The organism is Kitasatospora sp. YST-16, assembly GCF_026802215.1.
Lineage (GTDB): Bacteria > Actinomycetota > Actinomycetes > Streptomycetales > Streptomycetaceae > Kitasatospora > Kitasatospora cineracea.
Window position 1 is genome coordinate 2,398,975 of sequence record NZ_CP113837.1, and the last position, 17,270, is coordinate 2,416,244.

Here is a 17,270-nt window from a genome sequence, read left to right on the forward strand (position 1 = left end):
AATATGAGCGAAACGGAGGCGCCGAAGCGGGGGCGGCGCGGCGGGAGCGACGGCGCCGGAGCGGCACCGGCACGGCGGTGCCGGAGCGGGGCGCCGGGGGCGGCGGTCAGCCCGCCATCGCCTCCAGCAGGCTCTCCTGCATCGCGCCCAGCCACAGGTAGGCGATCACCAGCGGCTTGCGCGGGTCGGAGTCGGGCAGCCGGTACAGGCCCTCGTCGTCCTCCTCGGCGACCTCCAGCCGGGTGCCCAGGGTCAGCCGCAGGTCGTTCAGCGCGCCCAGCCAGTGCGGGAACTCGCCCGCCTCGACCTCGATCACCCCGCCCGCGCCGCCCAGCCCGTCCAGCGCCCGGACCACCGCCAGCGCGTCGTCCCGCTTGCGGGCCCGCAGGTCCAGCTCGGTGTAGCGGCGGAACTCGGCGGCCATCTCGTCCGTCCGCGGGTCCTCGGGGGCGTCCGGGCCGCCGTACGCGTCGGGGAACAGCCGCAGCAGCGCCGGGTCCTCGGGGGCCTCGGTGGGGCCCTCCGCGAACAGCGCGGCCAGCGGGTCGTCGCTGCCGCCGCCGGGCGGCGGCCCGATCAGCTCCAGCATCTGGACTTCCAGCGAGCGCAGGATGGAGGCCTCGAACTCGTCCAGCGCGATCGCCGCGCCACCGCCGTCCGCACTCTCGAACAAACCGGCCATGTGTGTGGAATCAGTCCCTCGTGGATGGTGGGTGACGGTCCGTCAGTCGTGCTGCAGGGTGGCCCACAGGCCGTAGCCGTGCATCGCCTGCACGTCGCGCTCCATCTCCTCGCGGGTGCCGCTGGAGACCACCGCCCGCCCCTTGTGGTGCACGTCCATCATGAGCTGGTGCGCCTTGTCCTTCGGGTAGCCGAAGTAGCTCTGGAAGACGTACTGGACGTAGCTCATCAGGTTGACCGGGTCGTTGTGGACGATGGTCACCCACGGCGTGTCCGGCTCCGTGACCGGAACCCCCTCCACCTCCGGGCGCTCGATCTCCACCGGCGCGACACTCACAGTCCGTCTCTCCTCGTCGACCTCGGATTCCCCCCGACCCATGCTTCCATCCGAGGGACCCAGGAGCGAATCAGGGTGGTCCGACACGGCCGGACCCGGTCCGACACGGTCCGCGGAGAGAAATCGTCACTTTGACGCTAAGTGGTAGTAGCATCATCCCCATGGACGCCATCACCGCGCACCGCAGCTCCGCGCTGCTCACCGACCGCTACGAGCTGACCATGCTGCAGGCCGCGCTGCGCAGCGGGGCCGCCCACCGCCGCTCGGTCTTCGAGGTGTTCACCCGCCGCCTGCCCGACGGCCGCCGCTACGGCGTGCTGGCCGGCACCGGCCGGGTGCTGGACGCCATCGAGGACTTCCGCTTCACCGCCCCGCAACTCGACTGGCTGGCCGACCAGCGGGTGGTGGACGAGGAGACCCTGCGCTTCCTCGCCGACTACCGCTTCACCGGCAGCGTGCACGGCTACCCCGAGGGCGAGGCGTACTTCCCCGGCTCGCCGCTGCTGACCGTCGAGGGCAGCTTCGCCGAGGCGGTGATCCTGGAGACGGTGATCCTGTCGATCCTCAACCACGACTCGGCGATCGCCGCCGCCGCCTCCCGGATGACCGCCGCCGCGGGCGACCGCCCGGTGATCGAGATGGGCGCCCGGCGGGCCCACGAGCAGTCCGCGGTGGCCGCCGCCCGGGCCGCCTACCTGGCCGGTTTCGCCGCCACCTCCGACCTGGAGGCCGGCTTCACCTACGGCATCCCGACCACCGGCACCGCCGCGCACGCCTTCACCCTGCTGCACGACAGCGAGAAGGACGCCTTCACCGCGCAGATCGACTCGATGGGCCGCGACACCACCCTGCTGGTGGACACCTACGACCTCGGCGAGGCGGTCCGCACCGCCGTCGAGGTGGCGGGCCCGCAGCTGGGCGCCGTCCGGATCGACTCCGGCGACCTGACCCTGCTCGCCCACCGGGTGCGCCGCCAGCTCGACGAGCTCGGCGCCACCGAAACCAAGATCATCGTCACCTCGGACCTGGACGAGTACGCGATCGCCGCGCTCGCCGCCGCCCCGGTCGACGGCTACGGCGTCGGCACCAGCCTGGTCACCGGCAGCGGCCACCCGACCTGCGCGATGGTCTACAAGCTGGTCGCCCGCGAGTCGGCGCCCGGCGGCGAGCTGGTCGCGGTCGCCAAGCGCTCGGCCGGCGGCAAGACCAGCGTCGGCGGCCGCAAGTGGGCCGCCCGGCGCCCCGACCGGGACGGCGTCGCCGAGGCCGAGGTGGTCGGCACCGGCCCCGTCCCGGCCGAGCTGGAGCCGCACCTGCTGCACGTCCCGCTGATCACCGACGGCGAGGTGGTCGGCCGCGAGCCGCTGGACGCCGCCCGGGACCGCCACCGCCGGGCCCGCGCCGCGCTGCCGCTGTCGGCCACCCAGCTCTCCCGCGGCGAGCCGGTCATCACCACCGAGCGGCTGTCCGGCTGAGCCCGCGGCAGCCGGGGCGACCGGGGCCGGGCGGCCCGGACGGGGCCGAGCAGGGCCTGATGTGGAACCGAGAGGCCCGGACGGGGCCGGGCCCGGCCCGGCTTTGCCCGCCCTTGCCCTTCCGCACTTTCGCGGCCGCCCCGCACTGCCTAGAGTGCCAACCGCTGTACCGTCCGGGCCCCGCCCGGACCACCCCGACACCGCCGCGGCCGAGACCCCCGGGCTTTGGACCGCACCCCCACCCGAACGAGAGAAGCCAGCCATGCACCGGGCCCTGATCGTCGTCGACGTGCAGAACGACTTCTGCGAGGGCGGCAGCCTGCCCGTCGCCGGCGGGGCCGAGGTCGCGGCCGCGATCACCGACCTGATCGCCGAGTCCGCCCCCGGCTACGCCCACATCGTCGCCACCCGCGACCACCACATCGACCCCGGCCCGCACTTCGCCGCCGAGCCCGACTACGTCCGCTCCTGGCCCGCGCACTGCGTGGCCGGCACCGAGGGCGTGGGCTTCCACCCCAACTTCGCCCCCTCGGTGACCTCCGGCGCGGTCGAGGCGGTCTTCTCCAAGGGTGCGCACGCCGCCGCGTACAGCGGCTTCGAGGGCTTCGACGAGCACGGCGGCACCCTCACCGACTGGCTGAACGAACGCGGCGTCACCGACGTCGACGTGGTCGGCATCGCCACCGACCACTGCGTCCGCGCCACCGCCCTGGACGCCGCCCGCGAGGGCTTCGCCACCCGCGTCCTGCTCGACCTGACGGCCGGCGTCGCCCCCGCCACCACCGCCGAGGCGCTGGACGAACTGCGCTCCGCGGGCGTCGAGTTGACCGGCACCCCGGTCGTCCGCAGCTGACGCGGCGTCAACTCCCGGCGCCTCAGCGCCCGGTGACCACCAGCTCCACCACGTTCTCGCCGCCGATCCCGTACGCCTCGGCCAACTCGCCGCCGACCGCGTCCCGTTCGGCGGCGAGCCGGGCGGAGCCGATGTACACCACCCGCACGCCCAGGTACTCCATCCGGTGCTGGCCGCCGCGCACCCAGGCCGCCTCGCCCTCGCTGACGCAGCGCAGCTCGGAGTCCACCTCCACCGCCACGGCCGCCTCCGGCCAGTACAGGTCCGGCACCGCGATGTAGGTGCCGCCGCGCATCCGCAGCTCCGGCCCGGGCAGCGGGACGGGCAGGCCCCGCTCCGCCGCCAGGGCCGTCAGCTCGGCGAACGCGGCCTCCCGGCGCGCCGCCAGCAGCTCGTCCACCGCCGCCCGCACCCGGGGCACCGCAAGCAGCCGCGCCTCGGCCAGCTCGGCCAGCAGCTCCGCCGCCGGGCAGCCGCCCTCGCGCTCCAGCGCCTCGCGCAGCAGCGCCCGCAGCAGCCCCGGGCCGACCCGGCCGGACTCGAACGCGCCCTGCTCGGCCCACTCGCTGATCGCGTCCGCCACCGCCCGGGCCACCGGGGCGACCGCCAGCCCGTGCACCGAGCGGGCCTCCAGCACCCGCCCGGTGCGCCGGATCCGCACCTGCCCGGCGTCCCGCAGCCGGCGCTGCCTGGGCACCAGCACCTCCACCCCGCGCACCGCAGGCAGCCGCGGCACCGACACGAACCCGTACAGCGCGAGCGCCGCCGCGCCGGTGATCACCGCACCCTCGCGGGCCCCGTCCCCGGCCGGCCCGTTCTGCGCCGCGTACAGCAGCGCGGCCCACATCCGCTGCTCGGGCGTCGGCGCGCCGTCCTGCAGCAGGTAGACCCGCGGCAGCAGCCGCTGCCAGGGGCCGCCGCTGCGGCAGTGCTCGCTCACCATCCGGGCCGGGACGCCGCGGGCGCGGAGCTGACTGGCCGTCACCACGTTCTGCTGGCGCCGGGCGAGTTCTTCGAGGGACACGGGCTGCTGCGGAATCCGGTAGCTCATGCCGTCCACGTTCCCCCTCGCCTCCGACACCCGGCGTCCGACCTGACGACCTGTTACGCAACCGTCGTCAAACCGGGACTGCTCCGCACTAAAGTCCGCATACCCTCACCCATTCGGCGTATCGGATGTTCACTCCGTTGCCGTAATAGATCGGACTTGTTTTCTACTATCCGATTTTCATCGGATCGACACAGCATTGCGATCCGACCGAGTCCGCGCCGCCGACCTGCGAAACCTGACCGGAAGTGATCGAGCCCACACCCAACGTCACGCCCGCTGGCGTCGGCGGCCGTCACGAATTGCCTACCATCGGGCACATGCCCCGCGACGAGTCATCAGCCCAGCGCGCCGCCCGACTACGCCTCGGCCGCCTGCCCGGCTACGTCCGCCAGCCGGATCCCGCCAGACGCGGCGGGGAGGACGGACGGACGTACAAGAAGGGCTGGGAAGTCCGTTTCACCGCGCGCAGCGAAGAAGAGATAACCGAGATCCGCGAGCTGGTCACCGCCGCCGGATTCGCCCCCGCCCGGCCCTTCTTCAAGGGCCACCAGCTCATCCAGCCGGTCTACGGCATCGCCGCGGTGCAGGCCTACCTGGCTGCCCGGGAGAGCGTCGAGGCCGCCGAGACCACGGCCCGGACCGACCCCCGGACCGACCCCCGCACCGCCGGCATCCCCGAGCAGACCCGCCGCGAACCCGACAGCGTGGCCGCCGCGGCGCGCGCCGCCGAGAGCGCGGCCGCCGAGGCCGCCGCCGGTGCCGCCGCCCGGGCCGCGGCACGCGCCGACGAGGCCGCGGTGCGTGCCGACGAGGCCGCCGGACGCCCGGACGGGACCGCGGCGCGGTCCGGCGCCGAAGCCGCCGCCCGGACCGCCGGGGGCGCGGGCGCCACCGTCCGGTTCGACGGGAACACCGCCGCCCGGTCGGCACGCGAGAACTGAGGACCGGGCCGGACCCGCCCAGCGCGAAGGTCCGGCCCGGGAGCGCGAAGGCCGTGAAGGGCTCCGGCCGGGCCCGCGAAACCCCTGACGCCCCCGGGGTCGCCGAGGCCCGCCAAAGGGCCCACCTGCCCCGCTGGCGGGCTTCCTGACGGTACGTCAGCTCCTCCGCCCGACGCCGGGGCGTGGCACGACCGCGATCGGACGGCGATCCGGCTGCCGCCTCGGGTGCGATTCGGGCGCGACCCGACCCGACCGGGCCGGGGTCGGACCTGAGCCGAGCACGGACCGAGCCGGGGCCGAACCGGAGCCGAACCGGGTCCGAGCCTGGGCCGAACCGGGTCCGAGCCTGGGCCGAACCGGGGCCGGGCCTGGACCTGGCCGCCTCCGCCGGAACACGGCCGGTACGGGGCGCGCGATCGTGGAGCGCGCTCCGACGGACGGTGAGAGTTTCGGGTTCCCGGGGGCGCCGCCGGGCGGGTGGCGGCGGTCGCGGGGCCGGTGGCCGGGGCGGTCCGGCCGGAACGGCGTGTGATGGTGGTCATGCCCGCGGCCCGGGATTCGCCCGTGAAGGTGAGGCCAGGCGCCGATTTCGCGTTCACCCGCAGGGCCTACAGCGGCGCACCAACTCCCTTGCGGCTGCCGCCGACACACCGCCTCCGACCAGCGAAGATGCTCTCGGGGCCGCACCGGGCGGGCGGCATTTACTGACGCGCCGTCACACAACGACCCGAATCGGGCCCACCCCCGGGCATCTCAGCAGACTTGTCACCCACAGCACCCGCCCGAGGGCCTAGAGTGAGCGCTGACGCTCCCCGTCCGGACCCAGATCGAGAGGCAGCTGATGTGACTGACCGTCATGTCCCGGCCGCAGACTCGGCATCCGCTGATCGATCCGCCGAACTTCCGTACGTGTCAGTCGAGTTCGCCGCCTTCTGCGAACTGCACGAACCGCGCTACCGGAGCTACGCCCGGGTCTGGTTCCAGGAGCCCGGCGCCGCCCACCGGGTGGTCCGGCTCGCCCTGCACGCGATCGCCGCGGTCTGGCCCACCGTCCTGGAGAGCCCCAATCCGGCCGCCGAGGCCTGGCAGATCCTCCGCGACACCGTCACCGAGCAGCACAACGGCACGGCCGGGGCCGCCGGGACCAGCGGGCTGCGCCCCGACATCGAGGGCGACGAGGACCTGGCGATCCTGCACTACGTGGTCGGCCTGGCCACGCCCGAGATCGCGGACGTGATGGGCGGCGACACCGCCAGCATCACCAGCCAGCTCCGCCAGACCCACCGGCGGCGCACCACCGACTGGTGAGCCCACCGGTCCCCCGCCCCCACCCGCGCACCCACCCGCCCCCACCCGCACCTCCGTCAGCGCCTCCACCAGGGCGCACAGAGCCGCTTGCACGCCCCCTCGTTGCCTCGTCCGCCCGTGGCGTACCTCCGCACTCGGGGCGTACCCGCCCGGGACGGTCGTACCCGGAGCACCGGTGATCGACATCACGCCGAGGCGCCCTACCCGCGCGGACGGAGGCGGCGAAGGATGGGGCCGTCCGATCATGGACTGCCCGTGGACCACCCCTGGACCGCCCATGGGCCGCTCATGGGCCGTGACCTGCGGCGCGAGCCGACCCGCCCCACCGGACCGAGACGGAGCCCCCGGATGTCCTTCGACCACGCCGTGGCCATGTTCCACCACCAGGCGTACGCCTGCGCCGAGTTGGGCTCCCCGCTGTCCGCCGCCCTGCTGCGCCGGGCCGCCGGGGACCTGGCCGCCGGCGGTCCGTGCGCGGCGGCGATCGCCGGGCACGAGGACGCCCCCGGCCCGACCGCCGTCGCCCTGCGACTGCTCGGCGCCGTCCACGCCCTGGTGCTGTCCGGCCGGGCCCCGGACCTCGCCGCGCACTACCCCGACGCGGGCGGCCGCTTCGACCCCGCCGACCCGGACGCCCCCTGGCCGGCCTTCCGCGCCGCCGTCGCCGCCCACCTGCCGTTCGTCCGCGAGTGGCTCACCCGCCCGCCGCAGACCAACGAGGTCGGCCGCGCCAACCTGCTGCTCACCGGCCTCGCCTGGGCCCAGCGCCAGCTCGCCTCCCCCGCCGGCCCCGCCGTGCCCCCGCTGCCGGTACGGCTGTACGAGCTCGGCTCCAGCGCGGGCCTCAACCTCCTTGCCGAGCAGTTCCGTTGCGCCTCCGAGGGCTTCTCGTACGGCCCGCCGGACTCCCCCGTCGTCCTCGCCGACGCCTGGCGCGGCGAGCCGCCCGCCTGGCTGCGCGACGCCCCGCTCCAGCGGGTGACGGACCGGCGCGGCTGCGACCCGACCCCGATCGACCCGCGCTCCGCCGACGGCGCGCTGGCCCTGCGCGCCTACCTGTGGGCGGACCAACTCCCGCGCTCCCAGCGGCTGAACGGCGCCCTCGCCCTCGCCGCCCGGACGCCCGCCCCGGTCGAGGCGGTCGGTGCGGCCGCGTTCCTGCGCGGCGTCGAGACCGCGCCGGGCACGCTGACCGTGGTCTGGCACTCGGTCATGCGCCAGTACGTCCCCGCCGATGAATGGCGTTCCGCAGCAGGCGAGTTGGACCGGCTCGCCGCCGCCTCGACCCCGTCCGCGCCGTTCCTCCACCTCGCCTTCGAACCCCGCCGGGTCGGCGACGGACACCGCTTCCTGCTCACCGCCCGCCTCGCCACCGGCCCCACCAGCACACTCGCCGAAGCCCTCCCGCACGGCCTGCCCGCCTGGACGCTGACGCCGGGCGACCCCGCCCTCCACCAGTCGAACTGATCTCCCGTCAACTCCCCTGCCGCTCACCGGTGACGTCGTACCGGTGGTGCACCACGTCGTGGACGGTGTAGCGGGAGAGGGACTCCACCGTGAACCGGGCACCGTCACCGCGCTGCCCGGCCCGCTGCCGACCGCCGGCCGGCACCGCCGCCTGGACGCCCGCCAGCCGCTCGGCCGCCAGCGCGATCTCACCGGCCACCACGGCCGGGTCCTGCTCCCGGTAGCGCTCCTCGACGGCGGTGGCGTCCTGGTCCCAGTCGGCGAACACCGGCCCGTCCTCGGCCAGCATCAGCCGCAGCCGCCCCTCGATCGTCCGGAACACGTCCCGGACGTGGCAGGCGTACTCCAACGGCGCCCACACCCCGGGAGCCGGACGCTCGCGCAGCCCCTCCACGCCGCCGGCGCCGCCGCCGTCCAGCAGCGCCGTCCAGAACTCCGCGTTGGCCCGGACCAGGCCCGGCACCGCGTCGAAGAGCAGCGCGGAGGTGTCCAACCCGCAGTCGGCGCAGGGGCGTTCGAGGACCCAGGTCCAGTCCTTGGTGTCAGGAGTGATCATGCCCCCAGGATCGTCGCCCCGACCGCCACCCGGCCAGCAGCGGAAATGCCACCCACCCGCGAGATCCCGCCAACTCCCCCGCCCCGCTCAGCCCTCCAGCACCACGGCCAACCGCTCGGCGAGCTCGTTCATCCGCTCCACCGACACCGCCCGCTCTCCCGCCTTCAGCAACCCGAACACCCGCGGCCCGAGCCACTCCACCGGAAAGTCCTCCCCACGCGGCACCACGTGGAAGTGCACGTGCGCGAACCCCTCCGCCTCCCCGAACTGCGCCACGTACGCCTTCCGGCACCCCGTCACCACCTCCAGCGCCCGCGCCAACCTGACCTGCCACACCCCCAGCGACGCCGCCTCCGCCCCGCTCAACTCCGCCATCGACTCCAGGTGCCGCCGGGGCAGCAGCACCAGCCACCCCGGCAACGCACAACCCACCGCATGCACCACCCGCCAGTGCTCGTCCACCGCGATCCGCTCGTACCGCGGCAACCGCTCGAACTCGCCCTCCCGGGCACACGCGTAACACTCCACCCCATCACCCATACGACCGACCCTACCGACCCCCCTGCCCCACCACGTTCACCTCACACACCGCCGACGTCGGCACCAACCCCGGCACCACCCCCTCCAACACCCGCGCACACACCGCCCGCTCCTCCTCCCCCACAGCCCCCGCCACCCCCGCCGAAACCCCCGCCATCACCACGACCAACCCCGCCACCGCACACACCCACCGCACCACAGCAACCACCTCCGAACATCCGACGACACATTCCCCCTCTCCTACCCGCCCCACCCCCACCCCCGCGAACACCTTCCCCCATCCGTAGGCGTGTCTCCCCGCAGCGCCCCCTCCGTGGGGAGAGCACCCCCGTCACCTCCAGGACGAGTTACCCTCACCCGCCTGGTACTGCTGCGGGTACCCCTGCGGCTGTTGTCCCTGCCCGTACCCGTGCCCGGTCGGCTGCTGCTGCTGCTGGTAGCCGTATCCGTACCCGGAGCCGCCCGGCCCGGCAGGACCGCCGGGGCCGTTGCCGTTGTCGCCGTTCCTGGAACGCCGGACGAGCACGACCACCACCACGATCACGACCAGGACGAGTACGCCGCCCCCGACCGCGAGCAGCATCCCCGTGCTGCTCTTCCCGCCCTCCGCGTCACCGCTCGCCAGCGGGGCGGCCGAACCACCCCCGGCACCGGCCGACGGCGACTTCGAAACCGGAGCGGACGGCGCGGACGAGCCACCACCCTTGCCACCGCTGTAGTCCGGCTCCGCCCGATCGGTCAGCGGATTCTCCTTCGGCCCGTTGTCCACCGCCGGGTTCGCGGCCAGCGCACCGGACGGGGACGCAATGCCGTAGCCGTACTTCTCGTTCGGGAACGGGCCCTGGCCCTCGGGCTTGAAGGCGCTCTTGGTGATCCGGTTGATGACCTGGCCCGCCGACAGGCCCGGGTACTTCGACCGCACGAGCGCCGCGACCCCCGACACGATGGCCGCGGCCTCGGAAGTACCGGAAGCCGTCCCGTACCCGTGCTTGAGGTCGGCCCGGTGGATGCCGTCGGCCGGAGCCGCCAAGGTCACCTGCGGGCCCGTGGTCGACTTGGGCCACATGCTCCCGTCCTGAGCGACGCCAGACACCACCACCACGCCCGGGAACCCCGCGGGGTAGTCGATCGGCAAGCCGGCGTGGTTCCCGGAGGCCGACACGAGGACGACGTCCTTGTAGATGGCGTAGTTGATCGCGTCCCGGTACCCGGGGTCCCTCGGACTCCCGCCGTAGAACGACATGTTGATGACCTTGGCGCCGTGATCGACCGCAAAGCGGATCGCCTCGCCGAAGTCCACGTTGTCGACCGTGCCCAGTTTTTCATTGAAGTCGAACTTCACCGGCAGGATCTTCGCCTTGGGTGCGATCCCCATCACGCCGGCGTTGTTTCCGTGCCCGTGCGCGGCAATACCGGAGGCCATCGCCGTACCGTGGCCCTCGGTGTCGATCCGCCCGTCCCCACCGGCACCAGTGAGATCGAGACCAGGGAGCACCTGCCCGGCCAAGTCCGGATGGCTCGCGTCGACGCCGCTGTCGATGACCGCGACGATCACCCCGTCGCCCTGGCTGACCGGCCAGACGTCCTTGGCCAGACCGTACTTGTTCAGCACCCACTGCTTCTGCCGCTCCTGGTCCGCCGCCGCCGGACCGGCGCTCGCACCCCACAGCAAGGCCCCCGCAGCGAACGCGGCCAGGCCGCGCACGAATCGGCTGGTCGTCAAACCAATCCCCCCATTGGACAGCCACCCGAGGATCATCGATCCCGCCGGGCGGCCAGACAGTATTCTGGTTTTCATTGACCGAAAAATTCCACTACGCCAGGCACGCGACCCCGCGAAGAAAGAACTCCCCTGGCACGGCAGGGAATCGAGACAGTCGAACCGCTCTCTCGGACAATCCCGGGCACCCCCACATCGATCGTCCGGAATCGTCCCCGAACAGCAGCAGACCCCCCACAGCCCGGCCAGGGCATTACACCGACTGACCGACCGCGAGAGGTCTGCTACCTACCGGTCAAGCACCGACCGACTCAACTCTGGTACGGATTCCCCCCGGCCGGCGGCTGCTGCGGCGGGTACCCCGGCACCTGCTGCCCCTGCTGGTACCCGTACCCGGCCGACTGCTGCTGCGGCGCCTGCTGCTGGTACCCGTACCCGGGACCACCCGGCCCGCCGGGCGCCCCTGGACCACCGGGGCCCCCAGGACCGCCGGGGCCACCGCCGTTGTTGCCGTTCTTGGAACGCCGGACGAGCACGACGATCACCACGATCACGATCAGCGCGAGCACACCGCCACCGACCGCGATCAGCATCCCCGTGTTGCTCTTCTTGCTGTCCGCGTCACCGCTCGCCTGCGGAGCGGTCGAGTTCCCGGCACCGGCCGACGGCGCCTTGGAAGAGTTGGACGCCCCCGAGGACGGAGCGCTCGTATCACCGTAGTTCGGCTCCGCCCGCTTGAGCAGCGGGTTCTCCTTCGGCCCGTTGTCCACCGTCGGGTTCGCGGCCAACGCCCCTGCCGGAGACACGATGCCGTAGCCGTACTTGTCGTTCGGGAAGGAGCCCTGGCCCTTCTGCTGAACGGCGCTCTTGATCATCCGGTTGATGACCTGGCCCGCGGACAGGTCCGGGTACTTCGACCGCACGAGCGCGGCAACTGCTGAGACGAAAGCCGTTGCGTCGGAAGTGCCGTCGCCCGAGGAATACCCTTGTTTGATATCCGCGTGCATGATGTGTTCAGCGGGAGCAGCCAAGGTCACCTGTGGTCCCGTCGTGGACTTCGCCCACGGATCGCCCTGCTCAGTTACTCCCGAGACTGCCACCACCCCCGGCGCAGCCGCCGGGTAGGAGACTGGAATGCCCGGCGTGTTTCCGGAGCCGCCGACAAGCACAACATCCTTCTGGACCGCATACTCGATTGCCGAGCGGAGTTCCGGTTCGATGCCAGCCCCGGCAAAGGACATGTTGATCACTTTGGCGCCGTGGTCTACTGCGTAACGAACGCCCTTGGCGATATCTGCGTCGTTACTGCCACCATCGACCTGTGTCTTTTCCCGCGGAGAGAACCTGATCGGAAGGATCTTCGCCTTTGGGGCGAGTCCCATGATGCCCGCGTTGTCCCCGTGGCCACGCCCGGCAATAACGCTGGCCATGGCCGTTCCGTGGCCGTCAGTGTCAGTCCTGCCGTCCGCACTACCACCAGTAACATCAAAACCCGCAAGGATCTGGCCAGCTAGGTCGGGATGGTTCGCGTCTACACCCGAATCAACGACCGCCACGATCACCCCCTCGCCCTGGCTGATCGGCCAAACCCGAGTGTCGGCCCCGTAGTTCTTCAGGGCCCACTGCTGCTCACGGATCTGGTCCGCCGCCGCAGGTCCGACGCTCACGCCCCACAGCAGGGCTCCCGCAGCGAGCGCGGCCAGACCGCGCACGGATCGGCTGGTCGTCAAGCCTCGTCACCCCTCGTTGAGCGGCCGCCCCGCAGACCCTCGAGTCTGCAGGGCGGCCAGGTAATGTCCGACTGTTCTACTGACCGAACGTCATTCCACCACGTTCGGGTTCGCGTTCCCGCCGGAGGCCCAGGTCTCCTCGTCCTCCACCAGGTAGTCCGGTCGGTCCGAGGTGCCCTTCTTGGCGCGCTTGCTCGACTGGCCGTGGCCAGCCATGCCCGCGCCGTTGCCGGCCGCGCCGCCCTGGCCCCGGCCACCCGCGTGACCGGCCTCGGCGGCTCCGGCTACCTGGCCGGGGCGGCTGCGGCCGATGCCCGACCCGCCCTCGGAGAAGGCCCGTCCGCCGGTGCTGCCGTGCGCAGCCTCGCCGACCATGCCACCGGCCCGGCCCGCCAGGCCACCACCGGCCCGGCCGCGGAGGCCACCACCGGCACCGCCCTCACCGGCACCGCCGCCGAGGCCGCCACCGCCCAGGCCACCGGCCCGGCCACCGGTCCCGCTGCCCGCACCGGCGCCCGCGGCACCACCCGTACCGGCGCCACCACCGTTCAGGCCGTTGGAGCCGAACGTCCCGGACTTCGAAACGCTGTTGCCGCTGAACCCGGCGCGGGCACCGATGCCGGTACCGCCCGCCAAGGTCCCGCCACCGCCGCCGACCAGCCCGGTGCTGGTGCCGCCACCGCCGAACCCGCCGCTGCCACCGCCGGACGGACCCTGCAGACCGCCGGACCCACCGGGGCCGCCGATCGTCGAGGTGCCGCCACCGCGGATGCCGCCGGTGCCGCCCTGGATGCCGTCGATCCCCGTGCCGGGGCCCTTCGGCTGCGGCAGCGGGTTGGCCGTTCCGCCGGAGATGCCCGCGTCCGTCGGACGGATCACCGCGGCCTTGACCTTCGGCGCCTGCGGCGCCCGGGTGGTCGAGGTGCTCTTGAGCGAGGTCTGCGACCCGGAGGAACCGCTCACCCCTCCAGCACCCTGGACGAGACCGGTGCTGATGCCCGCGATCGCTGCAGCAAGACCTGCGGCGCCCCCGTTGTCCGGCGGCGTCACTTCCTGCTTGTCATCGACCAAGTTCCTCGCCGGAGGCTGTAGACGGCTGGCGGTGGCGCTGTACTTGGCCGCCAGCACCTGCATCACACCGACCGCCTCCTGCTTGCGCGTGTCGGCGATGCCCTGCTGAGTGTCCGCATCGCTGATGCCGACCGATTCCTTGGCGGCGTCACTGATTCCGTCGCCGACCTTGTCCCAGAACCCCGGCTCCTCCGGCATGTCGCTCTTGGCCTGGTCGATCGCCGCGGACATCAACTGCAGCGCAGTGGCCGTGTGGTCCGCGTGAGCGGCCAGAGCGTTGACGCTGTCGGCGAGTGAGGTCATGTGCGTGTGGAAGGCGTCGCTGGTGCTGCCCTGCCAGGTGCTGGTGGCGTCGCCGGTGGCGGTGGTCAACGCACTCTGGATCTGCGTCAGGGTCTGGTGCGCTCGACGCCAGGGATCTGCCGCGGCCATGACCGAACCTGAGTCCATCGAGTGGACCATGGAAATCAGCTCGGCATGGCTGTGGGTGGAGAAGTCGGTGACCACGCCACCACTCTGGTCGGCCATCCTCATCGTGCAGCACCTCGCCCCATGTCTGCGCCTGCTTCCCTGCTCTTCCGCGCCGTCACCATTGCGGCCTCGTCGTGGTCGTCGGCTGGCTCGTCGTGGTCGTGGTCGTCGGCGTGGACGCGGCCTTCTGTCGTGCGTCCAGTTCCGACTGGCTCCAGGTCGTGGCCCAGCCGTCCTGCGACAGCGTCATGCGCGTGCGGGTGTCCTGCTCGTGCTCCTCGTAGTTCGCAGCAGTGTGGTCCGCGTTCTGCTGCGCCGCATCGATGGCGTCCTGGATGCTGTTGAGAAGCGCGCTCAGCTCAGTGCGCATGACGTTGTACTGCTGGTACAGCTCCTGCGCTTCGGGAAAACTCCCGAATGCCGCCGAGCTGACCCCACTCGGGCCATAGACCGCCGAAGTGCTGGCACCGCTCTCGTACTCGCTCAGCAAGCCACGCACCTGGGCCGCGAACGCCCGCAGGTTGTCGACCTCGACCTGGAAGCCGTTGCCGCTCGTGCTCATGTGTCTCGTACCTCCCCCGTACCTGCTGCCCCGCGCGACTGCTGCTCGACCGCCTGGGGCCTGAAAGAAAGTTGGCTCCAACCTCTATGTCTAACACATGGAACGGGCCGTCAACACGCCCCCTGGTGGGTGCGGGTGGGATCAGGTGGCGGCGAGGGCCCGGCGGCAGAGGGAGTCGGCTCGGCGGGTGGTTTCGGGGAGGCGGTAGGAGGGGGTGAGGGCGAGGGTGACGGCGGTGGCTTCGTCGAGGCCGATGCGGTGGCCGACGGAGAGGAAGACGGGCTTGACGCCCTGGCGGGTGCGCAGGGCGCGGCCGACGGTTTCGGGGCCGTCGCGGAGGGGGGACCAGTCGCCGCGGCGGTCGCCGGGGGGCTGGTGGGTGAAGGTGAAGGGGTTCTTGGCGATGCCGAGGGTGGGGAGGCCGGTGTGGACGCCGAGGTGGCTGGCGAGGCCGAGGCGGCGGGGGTGGGCCAGGCCGTAGCCGTCGCAGACGACGAGGTCGGGGGTGCGGGTGAGGCGGGCGAGGGCGTCGAGGACAGCGGGGAGTTCGCGGAAGGCGAGCAGGCCGGGGACGTAGGGGAAGGCGACCCGGCCGACGGCGGTGGACTGTTCGACGACGTCGAGGGTGGCGTAGTCGAGGAGGACGGCCGCGGCGGCGACCACGTCGCGCTCGTCGTCGTAGGCGACGTCCACGCCGGCGATCAACGTGCTGGGGCGGCGCGGGGGTTCGGGGCCTTCGGGGACGACCAGGGGGCGCAGGCGTTCCTGTTCGGCGCGGGCGGCCTCGGCGGTGGTGGGCCAGTCGGCGGGGACGGTCATGGCGGCTCCCGGGGTCGGAGACGGGTGCGGGGGCGTGCGGCGGACGGCTCCGGGCGCGCTCGGCCGCCCTCCCCACGCTGTTCGGCGGCGGCGCTGCGCGGTACGCGTGCTCGGCGTTCCGCCGTACGGCACGTTATCGGGCGGGCCCGGACCGCAGTTCGGCCAGTGCAGCAGCCGCGGTGACCGCAGTGACCGCAGTGGCCGCGGTGACCGCGGCAGCCGGGGTTCCGTCAACGCGGTGGTCGCGGTTCCACCGATGCGGCGAGCGCGGAGGACGTGGTCGCGCGCTGCCGGGGTGTGAGTCCGTGCGCCCCCTGTGCCCCGGAGTAGGTCAACTCCCAGCGGTTAGGCTGTACTTACCGATGTTGTTCCGCCGTGCCTGTCGAGCCGGGTCCCCCGCCCGCCGCTCCCCCGCTGTTCCCCGTCGCTCTCCCCGCTCCGCGCGAAGGGTCGTCCGTCATGCCGCGCCCCGCCGTTCCGTCCCGTGCCGTCACCGCGTCCCGGGCTGCCCGGCTCGTGTCCGGGAGTCGTTTCAGTGCCGTGCAGTTGGGTGTCGGCACGCTGATCGCGGTGGTCGCCGCGGTGGCGCTGCTGGCCGTGTCCGGGGAGACGGGGGTGTGGCGGATCGCGGTGCTGGTCGGCTTCGCCGTCGCGCTCGGAACGCTGTCGGCCGTCCTGCTGTCCCCCGCCACCACCCGTCGCGCGCCGCAGTCCTTCGCGCCCCGGGCCGCGGCGCCCGGCACCGACCAGCCCGAGCCTGCGGCCACCGCCGCCCGGCAGCCGGCGTACGCGCACCAGTCGCGCTAACGCAGCATCCGGGGGGAGCTCAAGGGGAGCCCGAAGCGGACCCGAGGGGAGCCCGGAGCGCGAACGCGAAGACTCCCGGGCCGGCGGCAGGTGAACGGCTGCCGCAGGCCCGGGGCCCAAAAGGGAACGACCGGCCGAACGACCGGCCGAACGACCGGCAGGACGTCCGGTCAGGCGGTCGAGACCACCACGGTCTTGGCCGCCTTGTCGTGGATGCACTGGCGGTAGGGCTTGTCGAAGACGCCGAACAGCCCGTCGACGGCCCACCAGAGGCCGCCGCAGCAGATCAGTGCGGGGACGATGAAGGTCGCGGCGCGGCTCCAGGCGGCAGCGGCGGTGGGGGCGGTACCGTCGGCGAGCATGGCGACCCGGATCTTCATCAGCTTCTTGCCGAGGGTCTGGCCGTCCCGGCTGAGCATCAGGCCCTCGTAGACCAGGTACAGCGCGCAGCTGAACCAGAAGGAGCCGATCCAGCCACTCTGCTTGTTGAAGTGCAGGAACGGGAGCAGCACCACCACGGCGATCACCTGCACCATGAGGTAGTCGACCAGCCGGGCGAGGATCCGCGCGCCCCAGCCGCCGAGCGCGGGCATCCCGGGGACGGGGCCGGGCCCTGGGCTGCCGTAGGGCGAACCGTACGGGTCACCGGGGCCGCTGGGACCGCCTGGACCGCCGGGCGGGGGTCCGTACCCGGGGGACGGGCCGTAGCCGGGCGGCTGGTTGCTGTCGTGGGGGGAGCCCGAGCCGGCCGGCGCGCCGTACTGGCCGCCGTAGCCGGGCGGGGTGTCGTACGGGCTGCCCGAGGGCGGGGACTGCTTGTCGAAGGAAGGCCGTCCGCCCTCCTCCGGCTCGGTTCCGGAGGGGTCGCTGGTGCTCATGGC

Annotated in this window: 17 protein-coding genes; 6 read left to right on the forward strand and 11 right to left on the reverse strand. The window is 72.9% G+C overall.

Features of this window, described 5'->3' with window-relative positions; genetic code table 11:
• Nucleotides 1-106: 106 nt before the first annotated feature.
• Together OU787_RS10855 and clpS are read right to left on the reverse strand one after the other, a co-directional pair.
• The gene (locus OU787_RS10855; RefSeq protein ID WP_030459887.1) at nt 107-682 is read right to left on the reverse strand and encodes a DUF2017 domain-containing protein; all 576 of its coding nucleotides are present in this window, start codon (nt 680-682) and stop codon (nt 107-109) included.
• Nucleotides 683-724: 42 nt separating this feature from the next.
• Complete coding sequence (gene clpS / locus OU787_RS10860) at nt 725-1,018, reverse strand: ATP-dependent Clp protease adapter ClpS (RefSeq protein WP_030459888.1); 294 nt, start codon at nt 1,016-1,018, stop codon at nt 725-727.
• 161 nt (nt 1,019-1,179) lie between these two features.
• Here clpS and OU787_RS10865 point away from each other — a divergent pair, with 161 nt between their 5' ends.
• Nucleotides 1,180-2,493 carry a nicotinate phosphoribosyltransferase gene (locus OU787_RS10865; RefSeq protein WP_030459889.1) on the forward strand — a complete coding sequence of 438 codons (1,314 nt, stop codon included), beginning with the start codon at nt 1,180-1,182 and terminating at the stop codon, nt 2,491-2,493.
• Nucleotides 2,494-2,755: 262 nt separating this feature from the next.
• Entirely contained in the window at nt 2,756-3,346 is a 591-nt protein-coding gene (locus OU787_RS10870) for an isochorismatase family protein (RefSeq protein WP_030459890.1), read from the forward strand.
• Nucleotides 3,347-3,368: 22 nt separating this feature from the next.
• Here OU787_RS10870 and OU787_RS10875 read toward each other — a convergent pair whose 3' ends face one another.
• A complete protein-coding gene (locus tag OU787_RS10875; RefSeq protein WP_268659207.1) occupies nt 3,369-4,397 on the reverse strand; it encodes a type IV toxin-antitoxin system AbiEi family antitoxin domain-containing protein in 1,029 nt (342 codons plus the stop codon).
• A gap of 317 nt (nt 4,398-4,714) precedes the next feature.
• On the opposite strand from OU787_RS10875, the gene OU787_RS10880 reads away from it, so the two are divergent.
• From OU787_RS10880 to OU787_RS10890, 3 genes are all read left to right on the forward strand, one after another.
• Nucleotides 4,715-5,338, forward strand: a complete 624-nt coding sequence (locus OU787_RS10880) for a hypothetical protein (RefSeq protein ID WP_268659208.1) — start codon at nt 4,715-4,717, stop codon at nt 5,336-5,338.
• A 909-nt stretch (nt 5,339-6,247) separates the two neighbouring features.
• Nucleotides 6,248-6,646: a hypothetical protein gene (locus OU787_RS10885; protein WP_051816889.1), complete on the forward strand. Its 399-nt coding sequence runs from the start codon at nt 6,248-6,250 to the stop codon at nt 6,644-6,646.
• 348 nt (nt 6,647-6,994) lie between these two features.
• Entirely contained in the window at nt 6,995-8,113 is a 1,119-nt protein-coding gene (locus OU787_RS10890) for a DUF2332 domain-containing protein (protein ID WP_268659209.1), read from the forward strand.
• A gap of 7 nt (nt 8,114-8,120) precedes the next feature.
• Here the strand turns inward: OU787_RS10890 and OU787_RS10895 are convergent, their stop codons facing one another.
• The 7 genes from OU787_RS10895 to nfi form a co-directional block, all read right to left on the reverse strand.
• Nucleotides 8,121-8,669 (reverse strand): DinB family protein, encoded by a 549-nt coding sequence (locus OU787_RS10895; protein ID WP_268659210.1) that lies wholly within the window; start codon nt 8,667-8,669, stop codon nt 8,121-8,123.
• Nucleotides 8,670-8,756: 87 nt separating this feature from the next.
• Entirely contained in the window at nt 8,757-9,209 is a 453-nt protein-coding gene (locus OU787_RS10900; RefSeq protein WP_268659211.1) for an HIT family protein, read from the reverse strand.
• 331 nt (nt 9,210-9,540) lie between these two features.
• Nucleotides 9,541-10,932, reverse strand: a complete 1,392-nt coding sequence (locus OU787_RS10905; protein ID WP_268659212.1) for a S8 family serine peptidase — start codon at nt 10,930-10,932, stop codon at nt 9,541-9,543.
• A gap of 308 nt (nt 10,933-11,240) precedes the next feature.
• Nucleotides 11,241-12,659: a type VII secretion-associated serine protease mycosin gene (gene mycP, locus OU787_RS10910; protein ID WP_268659213.1), complete on the reverse strand. Its 1,419-nt coding sequence runs from the start codon at nt 12,657-12,659 to the stop codon at nt 11,241-11,243.
• Nucleotides 12,660-12,749: 90 nt separating this feature from the next.
• Nucleotides 12,750-14,237 carry a WXG100 family type VII secretion target gene (locus tag OU787_RS10915; protein WP_268659214.1) on the reverse strand — a complete coding sequence of 496 codons (1,488 nt, stop codon included), beginning with the start codon at nt 14,235-14,237 and terminating at the stop codon, nt 12,750-12,752.
• Nucleotides 14,238-14,316: 79 nt separating this feature from the next.
• On the reverse strand, nt 14,317-14,763 hold the full coding sequence (locus OU787_RS10920; RefSeq protein WP_268659215.1) for a hypothetical protein: 447 nt from the start codon (nt 14,761-14,763) through the stop codon (nt 14,317-14,319).
• Nucleotides 14,764-14,904: 141 nt separating this feature from the next.
• Nucleotides 14,905-15,582, reverse strand: a complete 678-nt coding sequence (gene nfi, locus OU787_RS10925) for a deoxyribonuclease V (RefSeq protein WP_268659216.1) — start codon at nt 15,580-15,582, stop codon at nt 14,905-14,907.
• Between the two features lie 540 nt (nt 15,583-16,122).
• Here nfi and OU787_RS10930 point away from each other — a divergent pair.
• Nucleotides 16,123-16,389, forward strand: a complete 267-nt coding sequence (locus tag OU787_RS10930) for a hypothetical protein (protein WP_268659217.1) — start codon at nt 16,123-16,125, stop codon at nt 16,387-16,389.
• Nucleotides 16,390-16,559: 170 nt separating this feature from the next.
• Here OU787_RS10930 and OU787_RS10935 read toward each other — a convergent pair whose 3' ends face one another.
• Nucleotides 16,560-17,267: an RDD family protein gene (locus OU787_RS10935; protein WP_268659218.1), complete on the reverse strand. Its 708-nt coding sequence runs from the start codon at nt 17,265-17,267 to the stop codon at nt 16,560-16,562.
• Nucleotides 17,268-17,270: the final 3 nt, after the last annotated feature.

Coding starts and splice junctions, on each gene's coding strand:
- OU787_RS10855 (WP_030459887.1), bottom strand. CDS start 682: ATGGCCGGTTTGTTCGAGAGTGCGGACGGCGGTGGCGCGGCGATCGCG.
- OU787_RS10865 (WP_030459889.1), top strand. CDS start 1,180: ATGGACGCCATCACCGCGCACCGCAGCTCCGCGCTGCTCACCGACCGC.
- OU787_RS10870 (WP_030459890.1), top strand. CDS start 2,756: ATGCACCGGGCCCTGATCGTCGTCGACGTGCAGAACGACTTCTGCGAG.
- OU787_RS10875 (WP_268659207.1), bottom strand. CDS start 4,397: ATGAGCTACCGGATTCCGCAGCAGCCCGTGTCCCTCGAAGAACTCGCC.
- OU787_RS10880 (WP_268659208.1), top strand. CDS start 4,715: ATGCCCCGCGACGAGTCATCAGCCCAGCGCGCCGCCCGACTACGCCTC.
- OU787_RS10890 (WP_268659209.1), top strand. CDS start 6,995: ATGTCCTTCGACCACGCCGTGGCCATGTTCCACCACCAGGCGTACGCC.
- OU787_RS10895 (WP_268659210.1), bottom strand. CDS start 8,669: ATGATCACTCCTGACACCAAGGACTGGACCTGGGTCCTCGAACGCCCC.
- OU787_RS10900 (WP_268659211.1), bottom strand. CDS start 9,209: ATGGGTGATGGGGTGGAGTGTTACGCGTGTGCCCGGGAGGGCGAGTTC.
- OU787_RS10920 (WP_268659215.1), bottom strand. CDS start 14,763: ATGAGCACGAGCGGCAACGGCTTCCAGGTCGAGGTCGACAACCTGCGG.
- nfi (WP_268659216.1), bottom strand. CDS start 15,582: ATGACCGTCCCCGCCGACTGGCCCACCACCGCCGAGGCCGCCCGCGCC.
- OU787_RS10935 (WP_268659218.1), bottom strand. CDS start 17,267: ATGAGCACCAGCGACCCCTCCGGAACCGAGCCGGAGGAGGGCGGACGG.